This is a genomic window from Amaricoccus sp. (genome assembly GCF_017995835.1).
Taxonomy (GTDB): Bacteria; Pseudomonadota; Alphaproteobacteria; order Rhodobacterales; family Rhodobacteraceae; genus Amaricoccus.
Window position 1 is genome coordinate 1 of the sequence record NZ_JAGOID010000099.1, and the last position, 11,495, is coordinate 11,495.

Sequence of the window (11,495 nt, forward strand, 5' to 3'; positions counted from 1 at the left end):
GCCCGGCGCCAACGGCCCGGTCCCCGGCGCTTCCGCGGCCGTCGGCGCGCAGCCTGTGGACAGGGTGGACAGGCTCCGCCCGCCCGCCCTGTCCACAGGCTCATCAACAACAGCAGCTCCTTCCTGCTCGTTCACTTGGGGGTTCCTCGGCTGGTCCATCTCGATCTCCTTTCGGACAAAGCGATGTCCAGGGAAACCGGGGGCAACTCACGGACGACACGATTACCGCCCTGACCGACAACGGAATCGAAGAGCTGCGCGACATGCTCGCGGATGCGCGGCGCTCCCCGGAACACTGGCGCAACTTCCTCGAAGACTTCGTCGCGGACCCCGACGTCATCGCGCGCGTCAACGAAAAAGATCCGCGGTAGCAATCGAGCGGCTACGTCGAGCGCCACCGTCACCTTCTTGCGGCGCGGCCGGACCGGCGCTGTCCTCTCCAGCCGGCCCCAATCCTGCGGGATCAGCGACTGGCGCAGGCGCATGTCGCGCCAGTCGGCCGCCTGCCGGTCGAGCTCCTCCATCAGTTGGAGATACGCCCGCTCCTGGGCGATCGTGCGCAGCCTGTCCTCCGCGGGGGGCTCCCTTCCAGCGATGTCCCGGAACGCCGCGATCCTGCCCGCGGACGGTCAAAATCCCCTGAAAGCCGGCAAGCCCGATTCCTGTACCGGAAGGACAGCCGTGCCCACATGCGGCCACGGCGCCCGACGTTCGACCCGGTTCCCGGTCTGCGGTCTTTCCGGGGGCGCCGGGACCCGGTCGAGCCGTCAGTGGTCGATGTCGGCGCCGTCGAGGGTGGCGCGCAGCGTGTCCGAGACATGGCTGGCCTGGGCGACATAGGCAGGGTCGGCGCGAAAGCCGTCGTCGCGGGGCCAGGGCGCCTCGATGCGGAGATCGCCGACCACCCGGCCCGGGCGGGCGGCCATGACCAGAACCCGGTTGGCGAGATAGACCGACTCGAAGACCGAATGGGTGACGAAAACCACCGTCAGCCCGTGCTCGGCCCAGAGCCGCAGCACGTCGTTGTTGAGCTTCATCCGCGTCATCTCGTCGAGCGCGGCGAAGGGCTCGTCCATCAGCAGGATGCGCGGTCGGGTCACGAGGGCGCGGGCGATCGAGACCCGCATCTTCATCCCCCCCGAAAGCTGGCGCGGGTAAGCCGTTGCGAAGCGGGACAATCCGACCTCCGCAAGTGCGGCGTCCACCCGGGGCCGCGCTTCCTCCCGGCTGCGTCCGGCGAGGCGGAGCGGCAGGAACACGTTGTCAAAGACCGTGGTCCACGGCATCAGCGTCGGCTCCTGGAAGACGAAGCCGAGATCCTGCTCGGACCGGCCCGCTCCCGCCTCGATCGCGATCGTCCCGGCGGTGACGGGCAGGAGCCCCGCGATCATGCGCAGCGCCGTGGATTTGCCGCAGCCCGAGGGCCCGAGAAGGGCCACGAAATCGCCTTCGCCGATGGTCACGCTCATGTCGGCGACCGCGAGCGTGCCGCCCGCGAACTGCTTGCGCACCCGGTCCATGCGGATGAGCGCGCGGCCCAATCAGAGCTCCGTCGGGTTGTGCAGGAGCGACACCGGATAGCGGTGGACGTCGGCGAAGAGCTCGGCGAGCGCCGTGGAGGTATGGTCGATGATCGCCTGCCCGGTTTCGGCCGTCGCGACGGCGGCGTTTCCGACGGCGCCGGCCGGGTTGAGATCCTGCGCCTGCCAGCCGATCCGCGCGCCGGGGCCGATGCCGAGGCGGGAGAAGTTGCGCTCCAGCCGGTCGGACAGCGATTCGAAGTCGCGGGCGCGCTCCATGACCACCTTGTCCGGGTGGAGCGCCAGCATCATCGCCGTCTCCATCTCGCCGGCGTGTATGCCGTGCCGGCGCTCGAAGTCCGCGATCACCCCCTCGGGCAGGCCGAGGCCGAACCAGTTCGCGCCGACCGTGATCATGTCGTGGCGGATGCGCAGCTCGCGCGCGACGATGTCGACGATCGACATCTGCCCGCCATGGGAGTTCAGGATGACGAGGCGCGTAACGCCGGCCGCGGCCACCGAGGCTCCGATCTCGCACCAGCTGCGGAGGAGCGTCGTCGCGTCGAGGGTGAGCGTGCCCGGGTAGCGGGCGTGCTCGTCGGACTTGCCGATCGCCTGGGTTGGAAGGAACACCACCGGCAGGTCGTCGGCGAGTTTCGGCAGCGTCGCGGCGATCAGCCCGTCGAGGATGTCGCGATCGACCGAGAGCGGCAGGTGCGGCCCGTGCTGCTCGATCGCGGCGACGGGCAGCACGGCGACCATGTTCGTCCGCTCCATGCGGGCGAAGTCGTAGGAGGTGTAGTCGGCCCAGAACCGCTTCATGCGCCGCCTCCCGCCGCGCGCAGCGGCCGTCCCGGCGAGAGCGCCTCGATCATGGCGAGGATAGATGCGCGGTCGATGCCGTAGTGGCGGTAGAGTTCGCCGACGGTTCCGGTCTGGCCGAAATGCTCCACCCCGAGCCCGGCGGTGCGGTGGCCGGCCACCGCCCCGAGCCAGGAGAGCGTCGCCGGGTGGCCGTCGATGGCGGTGACCAGCGCGCAGTGGCGGGGAAGGGGAGAGAGCAGGCGCTCGACGCGGCTGACCGCGTCCTGCCCGCGCGCGCGGGCGCGCTGCGCCGCCTGCCAGCCGGCGTTGAGCCGGTCGGCCGAGGTGATGGCGAGGACGCCGACATCGCGGCGACCCTCGGCCGCGAGGCCGGCCGCCGCGATCGCCTCGGAGGCGACGACGCCCTGGTAGGCGAGCACCACCTCGGCGTTCGGCCCCGGCGCGCGCAGCCAGTAGGCGCCGTCGATCACGCCCTGGCGGATCGTTTCCGGGTCGCGGCGCGGCTGTTCGAGCTGGCGGGTGGAGAGGCGCAGGTAGACCGAGCCGCCGCTCTCGTCGCGCAGCCACGTGCGCTCGTCGGCGAGGTCGGCATGGCCGGTCGCGTCGCGCTGGAGGTAGTCGAAGGCCCAGTCCATCACGATGGAAAGCTCGTCGGCGAAGGCGGGCTCGAAGGCGGCGAGCCCGTCCTGGCTCATGCCGATCAGCGGCGTTCCGATCGACTGGTGCGCGCCGCCCTCGCCGGCCAGCGACACGCCAGAGGGCGTGGCGACGAGCAGGAAGCGCGCGTCCTGGTAGCAGGCGTAATTGAGCGCATCGAGACCGCGGGCGATGAACGGGTCGTAGAGCGTGCCGACCGGGATCAGCCGCGCCCCGAAGAGCGAATGCGACAGGCCCGCCGCGCCGAGCAGCAGGAACAGGTTCATCTCGGCGATGCCGAGTTCGATATGCTGTCCCTGCGGCGAGAAGCGCCATTTCTGCGCCGAGGGGATGCGCTCGTCGCGGAAGGTGTCGGGGATGTCGGCGCGGGCGAAGAGGCCGCGGCGGTTGACCCAGGGCCCGAGGTTGGTCGAGACGGTGACGTCGGGCGAGGTGGTCACGATGTGGTCGGCGAGCGGCCCGCCGGCCTTGGCGATCGCATCCATCACCCGGCCGAAGGCCGCCTGGGTCGAGGTGACGGCCTCGGCCGGAGGGGCCAGCGCGGGGAGGGCGAGCGCGGGCGCGCGCCGGCGCCGCGGGCCGCCTTGTGCGAACGGCACGCCGTCGAGGAAGGCCCGGAGCCGCTCGGGCGGCAGGTCGAGCCCCTCGAAGGCGTCCCATTCGTGGCCCGGCCGCACCCGCATCCTCGCTTGCAGGTCGGCCATCTGTGCGGGGGTCATCAGGCCGGCGTGGTTGTCCTTGTGGCCGGCGAGGGGGGTGCCGTAGCCCTTGACCGTGTAGGCGAGGATCGCCTTCGGACGGTCGTCGGCCGCGGCGCGGTCGTAGGCCTCGGCGATCGTCTCGGGGCAATGGCCGCCGAGGTTCTCCATCAGGCGGGCGAGTTCGGCGTCGGAGCGGCGGTCGAGGAGGGCGACGACGTCGCCCTGGTCGCCGATCTCGTCCATCAGCCGCGCCCGCCAGGCCGCGCCGCCCTGATAGGTGAGCGCGGAGTAGAGCGGGTTGGGGCAGGCGTCGATCCAGTCGCGAAGGCGCGCGCCCCCCGGCTCCTCGAAGGCGGCGCGCTGGATCGCGCCGTATTTCAGGGTGAGCACGTCCCAGCCGAAGGCCTCGAAGATGCCGCGGATGCGGGCGGAGAGACCCTCGCGCACCACGCCGTCGAGGCTCTGGCGGTTGTAGTCGATGATCCACCAGCAATTGCGCAGGCCGTGCTTCCAGCCCTCCTGGAGGCATTCGTAGATGTTGCCCTCGTCGAGTTCGGCGTCGCCGACGAAGGCGATCATCCGGCCCTCCGGCCCCTCGGCGAGGCCGCGGGCGCGGACGTAGTCCTGCACGAGGCTCGCGAAGGCGGTGATCGCGACGCCGAGACCGACCGAGCCGGTGGAGAAGTCGACGTCGTCGCCGTCCTTGGTCCGGCTCGGGTAGCTCTGCGCCCCGCCCCAGCCGCGGAAGGCCTCGAGCTTCTCGCGGGTCTGGACCCCGAGCAGGTACTGGATGGCGTGGAAGACCGGGCCGGCATGGGGCTTGACCGCGACGCGGTCCTCAGGGCGCAGCGCGCGGAAGTAGAGACCGCAGATCAGGTCGACCATCGAGGCGGAGCTCGCCTGATGGCCGCCGACCTTCAGCCCGTCCGCGTTGGGACGGATGTGGTTGGCGTTGTGGATGGTCCAGCAGGCGAGCCAGAGCGCCTTGGCGCTCAGCGCTTCCAGCTCCGGGGCGGTGCGCCGGCGGTCGGTCATGGGACGGTCTCCCGGGCTGGGCGTCGCGGCGAGACAACCACAGCGGGGCGCGGGGTTCAAACGCTTTGTCCCTCGGGCGCGCGCGCACGTCGCGCTTGGGCGGGCGCCGGAGGCGAGGTATCGTGCGCGAGCACGAAACCATATTGTGCGGGGGGGGATACGCGATGGAAGGGCTCGTGGCGATCATCGTGCAGGCCGTTGCCGGCATGGTCGGCGGCGGCGTGGCGGGGCAGATGGTCAAGACCGTCGGCATGGCGCTGCTGCCGAAGCTCATCTCGGGGGCGATCGGCGGCGTGGCGGGGGGCTCGATCCTCGGCGCGCTCTTCGGGTCGGGGACGGTCGATCCGGCGGCGGCGTCGTCGCTCGACATTGGCCAGCTGATCGTCCAGCTCGTCGGCGGGCTGGTCGGCGGCGGGGCGCTGACCGGGATCGTCGGCAAGTTCCTGGGCAAGGGCTAGGATACAGCGCCGACCCTTCGGTCGCAGACATTGGAACGCCCCGGCCTGTGTCGGGGCGTTCCTCATTTTCGGCAGCGGATCCGCGTTCCCTTTGCGTGCCGCCGGGCGCTCAGTAGCCCTTCGCCGACCCCGCGGTTGCCCTGCTGTCGATCGCGCCGGTGTAGCGGGGCCCGGAGCCGGACTCGATCTCGTCGAGGTCGCTGCCGCCGACGAGGATGCCCGCCGCCTCGCCCCAGATCGTCCAGTCAGGGTCGATCCCGACGCTGTAGCCTTGGACTGCGAGGACTTGCAGCGTGTCCGGCGACAGGGCGCGCGGCTCGATATAGACCCGATCCGGCAGCCATTGGTGATGCACGCGCGGCGCGTCGATCGCTTCTTGAAGGTTCATCCTATGATCGATCACGTTCATGATCGCCTCAAGCGTGATCGTGATGATGCGAGACCCGCCGGGCGAACCGATCACCATGAACGGTTGGCCGTCCTTCGAGATGATCGTCGGGCTCATGGACGACAGCGGCGACTTGCCGGGCTCGATGGCGTTCGCCTCGCCCTGGACCAGCCCGTAGAGGTTCGGCACCCCGGGCTTCATCGTGAAGTCGTCCATCTCGTTGTTGAGCAGTACTCCGGTACCCTCGGCCACCTTGCCGGTCCCGAAAGAGCCGTTCAGCGTGTAGGTGACGGCGGCTGCGTTGCCATCCTTGTCGATGATCGAATAGTGCGTCGTTTCGGTCGACTCGCCGAACCCCTCGGGTTCGAGGTCGGCCGACACGCCGGCGCGGTAGGGGTCGATCCTGGCCCGGATCTCCTCGGCATAGGCGTCGCTCGTCAGCTTCTCGACCGGATTCTCGACGAAATCGGGGTCGCCGAGGGCGGTGTTGCGGTCGACATAGGCGTGGCGCATCGCCTCGACCATCAGGCGCGTGGTCTCCGCCGAGCCGTAGCCGAGGTAGCCGATCGGATAGCCTTCGAGGATATTCAGGATCTCGCAGATGATCAGTCCCCCCGACGACGGCGGCGGGGACGACACGATGTCATAGCCGCGATAGTCGCATTCGACCGGGTCGAGTTCGCGCACCTTGTAGGCCTCGAAGTCGGCCTTGGCGAGGATGCCGCCGTTCGCCTCGCTCGCCTTTACGATCAGGTCGGCGGTCTCGCCCTTGTAAAAGGCGTCGGCGCCGCCGTCCGAGATCGCCTGCAGCGTCTTCGCGAGGTCGGCCTGCACCAGCGTCGAGCCGAGGGGCAGAGGCTCGCCGTCCTTCAGGAAGATCTTCGCCGCGGCGGGGTCCTGCGCCATCATGTCGTTGCCTTCGGTGAACGACTCGATGTCGCCCTGCTCCAGCACGAACCCGTCGCGCGCAAGCCCGAGCGCCGGCGCGATCAGTTCCGCCCGCGACTTCGTCCCGTATTTCTCGCGCGCCATCTCGAAGCCGGCGACCGAGCCCGGCACGCCGACGGCGAGATAGGTATCCGTGCTCGCTCCCGGCACCGGCTCGCCCTTGTCGTTGAGGTACATGTCCCGCGTGGCCGCCTGCGGCGCCCGCTCGCGGAAGTCGAGGAACGTCGTGGTCCCGTCCGCCAGCCGGATCGTCATGAAGCCGCCGCCGCCGAGGTTTCCGGCCGTGGGGTAGGTGACGGCGAGCGCGTATCCGACCGCGACCGCCGCGTCGACCGCATTCCCTCCCGCCCGCAGCACTTCGATCCCGACGTCCGTGGCGAGATGCTGGGCCGTCACGATCATGCCGTTCTCGCCTTCCGCCGGCGCCGGCGACGCGGCGAGCGCCAGCGATGCGCCCCCTATCCACAACGCTGCCGCCAGCGACAGCCGCGCCCGTCCTACTTCGTTCATCCCTGATCCTTTCCGAGAAGTTTGCCACACGACCCGGCGGCATCCCGCGAGGGGCGAGCCGGGTCACTCTAGCACCCGCGCCAAACGCGGGGCACGATTATTCCCGCAGCCGCCGATCGACCGCCTCGCCGATAGCGCGGGCAAGGTTCCGAGGCCGCCGACCGGTCGACAACGCTGGCCGCGCGGCCTAGAGAGCCCGGAGACACGGACGGGAGGGCGGCGTGGCCGAATTCGGCGAGCGGGAGCTGCGCGACGCGCTCGGGCGGTTCGCGACCGGGGTTACCGTCGTCACCACGATGGGCGCCTCCGGACCGCTCGGGATCACCGTCAACAGCTTCGCCTCGCTCTCGCTCGACCCGCCGCTGGTGCTGTGGTCGCCGGCGCGGCGGTCGAGCCGATTCCGCGCCTTCGAGGCGGCGACGCATTTCGCGGTCCACGTTCTCGCCGAGGACCAGCGCGCGCTCGCGGTCGCCTTCGCGTCCTTGCCTTGGGCCGAGGGCGCGGCGTGGAGCGACGGCCTCGGCGGCGCGCCGCTCCTCGAAGGCTGCGCGGCGCGGTTCGAGTGCTTCCATGCCGCGCGCTTCGACGGCGGCGACCATCTGATCTGCGTCGGCGAGGTGCGCCGGCTCGTCACCGCCGACCGGCCGCCGCTGCTGTTCCATCGGGGGCAGTACTGCGGCTTCGACGGGTGACGCGCGCTACAGGGTCGCCGCCAACCTACGCGCCCAGCAGTTCCTCCACGAAGCGCGGAACCTCGGTCGTGGCCGGACCGTAGCGGCGCTCGTCGAAGGCGTGGGCGTTGTCGGAGGGCTCGAGGTTGATCTCCACCGCGCGGACGCCGAGGTCGCGCGCCATCGCGACGTAGCCGGCCGCGGGGTAGACGGCGCCGGAGGTGCCGACCGCTGGCGTCGAGCCCGCAGGGCATCTCGCCGAACCAGACCACGTCGGGGCGCATCCCGCCTGTCCGCCAGCAGCCCTCGCAGATCGTCTCGACCGAGAGGTCGCCGCGGCATTCCTCGCGCCGCCCGCACCAGCCGCAGCGGGCCTTGAGGAGTTCGCCGTGCATGTGGTGGACCTGCGGGCTGCCGGCGCGCTCGTGCAGGTCGTCGATGTTCTGGGTGCAGAGAAAGAGATCGACGCCGCCGGCGAGGCGGGCGAGCGCCGCGTGGGCGGCGTTCGGCGCGGCCGCGAGCAGGTTGCGCCGGCGCATGTTGTAGAACTCGTGGACGGTCTCGGGGTCGCGGGCGAACGCCTCGGGCGTGGCGAGCTTCAATGGGTCGAACTGCGCCCAGATCCCGCCCGCATCGCGGAAGGTGCCGAGCCCGCTCTCGGCCGAGACCCCGGCCCCGGTCAGGACGAAGACCCGCATCAGGCTGGCTCGAAGGCGCCCGGCCGAACCGCGGCGAGGCGCGCGCGCTGCTCGGGGGTCAGCGCGGAAAGCGCGACCATCCAAGTGTGGATCGAGAACACCATCGCCCGGGTCTCGGGCAGGCGCAGTATGGTCTGGCGCTCGACGCGGACGAAGCGGCCCGTGCCGGGATCGGGCGTGTGGCGCTCGAACTCGGGGCGCGGGTTGAAGAGGTCGCCCTCGGCGTAGACGATGAGGTTCGCGCGCATCACCGGCGCCTCGGGGCGGATCAGGTCGAACATGCGCTGCACCCGACGCGCGATGCCGGCGTCGTAGCTCTCGATCGGCACATGGATGCGGCCGAGGGTGCGGCCGATCTTCTGCGACAGCGTCCAGTTCGAGGGAAAGCACAGGATCGCCCCGACGAGGCGGTGCTCCGCCTCGCCCTCGGCCTTGTCGAGGAGGCACAGGTCCTCCTGCACGAGACGCCCGGCGACGAGAAGCGGCGGGCCGTCGAGGGGCACGCGCACCCCGTCGGGGCGCAGGACGGCGCCCGGCGCTTGGGCATAGCCGGGGGCGGCGTCGAGGTGGGCGAGGACGAGGTCGTGCAGTTCCGCCGCGGCCGCCTCGGCGCCGGGCAGGAGCGCGTGGACCTCGGCGGTCCGCTCGGCGATCAGCCGGTCGCGACAGGCCATCTGCGCCGCGAAGGCGTCGTCGCGTTGCAGCCAGTCGGCGAGTGCGATCGGCCCGGTCCCCGGCAGCCGCATCATGTGGTCTTCCATCCACGGCGCGAGCGGCAGGCCCTGTTGCAGGATGGTCGTCATGTCGAACCCCTTTGCCCGGAAGGCCCCTTCAAGATATAGAGGGAGCGAGCAGTCCCGCGCCGAGACTGGCCAAGGCGCGCGAGAAAGAAAAGGCCCGCCATGGTTCACGCCCCCGATCTCTTCGGCGACGATCCCGCATCCCGCGCCTACGACGCCTCCTCGATCGAGGTTCTCGAAGGGCTGGAGCCGGTCCGGAAGCGGCCCGGCATGTATATCGGCGGCACCGACGAACGGGCGCTGCACCATCTCGTCGCCGAGGTGCTCGACAATGCCATGGACGAGGCCGTCGCGGGGCACGCCAACCGCATCGAGCTCGAGCTCCACGCCGACTTCTCGGTGACGGTGCGCGACAATGGCCGCGGCATCCCGGTCGACCCGCATCCGCGCTTCCCCGACAAGTCGGCGCTCGAGGTGATCCTCTGCACGCTGCATGCCGGCGGCAAGTTCTCCGGCAAGGCCTACCAGACCTCGGGCGGCCTGCACGGCGTCGGCGTCTCGGTGGTGAACGCGCTCTCCGACCGGGTTCGGGTCGAGGTGGCGCGGGGGAAGCAGCTCTGGGCGCAGGAGTTCAGCCGCGGTCACCCGACCGGTCCCCTCGCCAGTCTCGGGCCGACGCCGAACCGGCGCGGCACCAGCGTGACCTTCCATCCCGACGCGCAGATCTTCGGCGCGAACGCGCATCTGAAGCCGGCGCGCATGCTGCGGATGGTGCGCTCGAAGGCCTATCTGTTCTCGGGCGTCGAGATCCGCTGGCGCTGTGATCCCGCCTGCATCCCGGCGGGCGATGACACGCCGGAGCAGGCGACGTTCCACTTCCCCGGCGGGCTCGCGGACTATCTCGGCGAGCGGCTCGGCGGCGTGCAGACCTATGCCGACAAGCCCTTCGCCGGCAAGGTCGACTTCGCCGAGCGCTTCGGCGACGGCACGGTCGGCTCGGTGGAATGGGCGATCAACTGGACGCCGCAGCACGACCCCTTCGTCTCCTCCTACTGCAACACCATCCCGACGCCCGAGGGCGGCACGCACGAGCAGGGGTTCTGGGCGGCGATCCTGAAGGGCATGCGGAGCTACGGCGATCTCGTATCGAACCGCAAGGCGGCGCAGATCACCCGCGAGGACGTGGCGGCGGCGGCCTGCGCGATGATCTCGGTCTTCGTGCGCGAGCCGGAGTTCGTCGGCCAGACCAAGGACCGGCTGGCGACGCAGGAGGCCGCGAGGCTGGTCGAGGGTGCGGTGCGCGACCGTTTCGACAACTGGCTCGCCGCGGACACCCGCACGGCGGGGGCGGTGCTCGACTACCTCGTGCTGACGGCCGACGAGCGGCTGAAGCGGCGGGCGGAGAAGGAGACGGCGCGCAAGACGCCGGTCAAGAAGCTGCGCCTGCCGGGAAAGCTCGCGGACTGCTCGGGGGCGCGGGACGGCTCTGAGCTGTTCCTCGTCGAGGGCGACAGCGCCGGCGGATCGGCCAAGCAGGCGCGCGACCGCAAGTTCCAGGCGGTGCTGCCGCTCAGGGGCAAGATCCTCAACGTGCTCGGCGCGGCGGGATCGAAGGCGTCCGGAAACCAGGAGCTGTCCGACCTCGCGCTCGCCATGGGCGTGCAGTCGGGGTCGCGCTTCGCCCTCGACGATCTCCGCTACGAGAAGATCGTCATCATGACCGACGCAGACGTCGACGGGGCGCATATCGCGGCGCTGCTGATGACGTTCTTCTTCACCCAGATGCGGCCGCTGATCGACGCGGGGCGGCTGTTTCTCGCGGCGCCGCCGCTCTTCCGGCTGACCCAAGGCGCTCGCTCGGTCTATGCCCGCGACGAGGCGGCGCGCGACCGGCTGCTGGCGAAGGGGCTCGGCGGGCGCGGCAAGATCGAGGTCTCGCGCTTCAAGGGCCTTGGCGAGATGATGCCGGCGCAGCTCAAGGAGACGACGATGAGCCCGGCCAGCCGGACGCTCATCCGGGTGACGATCGACGACGAACTCGCCGAGACCGGCGAGCTGGTCGAGCGGCTGATGGGCAAGAAGCCGGAGCTGCGCTTCCAGTACATCCAGCAGAACGCCCGGTTCGTCGAGGATCTCGACGTGTGATAATCAGCGCGTGATTCACGCGTGAAGTCCCGAGAGCCGCCTGAGCATCTGTTCTTCTTCGGGGGGCCGGGGCGGAGGAGGGCGGAGGCTGCCCCGGTCGGCGAGGCAGCCCGGACTTGTACGGTTTCCGTCCGAAGACTTCCGCGTCAAAGGTTTACGGCGGATCCTTCGATGCACACTCCATGCACAACGTATGCAC

At 70.5% G+C, this 11,495-nt stretch carries 9 protein-coding genes and 1 pseudogene; 3 read left to right on the top strand and 7 right to left on the bottom strand.

Annotation, left to right across the window (positions count from 1 at the left end; translation table 11 throughout):
* Window positions 1-131: 131 nt before the first annotated feature.
* The 4 genes from KBA23_RS13515 to KBA23_RS13530 all read right to left on the bottom strand — a co-directional run bounded on the left by KBA23_RS13515 (window position 132) and on the right by KBA23_RS13530 (window position 4,738).
* Window positions 132-524 (bottom strand): hypothetical protein, encoded by a 393-nt coding sequence (locus tag KBA23_RS13515; protein WP_290741789.1) that lies wholly within the window; start codon window positions 522-524, stop codon window positions 132-134.
* Window positions 525-767: 243 nt separating this feature from the next.
* Complete coding sequence (locus KBA23_RS13520) at window positions 768-1,541, bottom strand: ABC transporter ATP-binding protein (RefSeq protein ID WP_290741791.1); 774 nt, start codon at window positions 1,539-1,541, stop codon at window positions 768-770.
* Window positions 1,542-2,342 (bottom strand): creatininase family protein, encoded by an 801-nt coding sequence (locus KBA23_RS13525; RefSeq protein WP_290741793.1) that lies wholly within the window; start codon window positions 2,340-2,342, stop codon window positions 1,542-1,544.
* Window positions 2,339-4,738: a transketolase gene (locus KBA23_RS13530; protein ID WP_290741795.1), complete on the bottom strand. Its 2,400-nt coding sequence runs from the start codon at window positions 4,736-4,738 to the stop codon at window positions 2,339-2,341. Before KBA23_RS13530 ends, KBA23_RS13525 begins: the two co-directional genes overlap by 4 nt.
* 164 nt (window positions 4,739-4,902) lie before the next feature.
* Here KBA23_RS13530 and KBA23_RS13535 point away from each other — a divergent pair, with 164 nt between their 5' ends.
* Window positions 4,903-5,196, top strand: coding sequence for a hypothetical protein (locus KBA23_RS13535; RefSeq protein WP_290741797.1), 294 nt, complete (start codon window positions 4,903-4,905; stop codon window positions 5,194-5,196).
* 109 nt (window positions 5,197-5,305) lie between these two features.
* On the opposite strand, the gene ggt is transcribed toward KBA23_RS13535, so the two are convergent.
* Window positions 5,306-7,042, bottom strand: coding sequence for a gamma-glutamyltransferase (gene ggt, locus KBA23_RS13540; RefSeq protein WP_290741799.1), 1,737 nt, complete (start codon window positions 7,040-7,042; stop codon window positions 5,306-5,308).
* Window positions 7,043-7,263: 221 nt separating this feature from the next.
* Here ggt and KBA23_RS13545 point away from each other — a divergent pair, with 221 nt between their 5' ends.
* Window positions 7,264-7,734, top strand: a complete 471-nt coding sequence (locus tag KBA23_RS13545) for a flavin reductase family protein (protein ID WP_290741801.1) — start codon at window positions 7,264-7,266, stop codon at window positions 7,732-7,734.
* Between the two features lie 25 nt (window positions 7,735-7,759).
* Here KBA23_RS13545 and KBA23_RS13550 read toward each other — a convergent pair.
* Both KBA23_RS13550 and KBA23_RS13555 read right to left on the bottom strand, forming a co-directional pair.
* Window positions 7,760-8,414 (bottom strand): annotated as a pseudogene (locus KBA23_RS13550) (Sir2 family NAD-dependent protein deacetylase).
* Window positions 8,411-9,214: a DUF3445 domain-containing protein gene (locus tag KBA23_RS13555; protein WP_290741803.1), complete on the bottom strand. Its 804-nt coding sequence runs from the start codon at window positions 9,212-9,214 to the stop codon at window positions 8,411-8,413. Before KBA23_RS13555 ends, KBA23_RS13550 begins: the two are co-directional and overlap by 4 nt.
* Window positions 9,215-9,313: 99 nt before the next feature.
* Between KBA23_RS13555 and parE the strand changes: the two genes are divergently transcribed.
* Window positions 9,314-11,296: a DNA topoisomerase IV subunit B gene (parE, locus tag KBA23_RS13560; protein ID WP_290741805.1), complete on the top strand. Its 1,983-nt coding sequence runs from the start codon at window positions 9,314-9,316 to the stop codon at window positions 11,294-11,296.
* Window positions 11,297-11,495 lie beyond the last annotated feature (199 nt).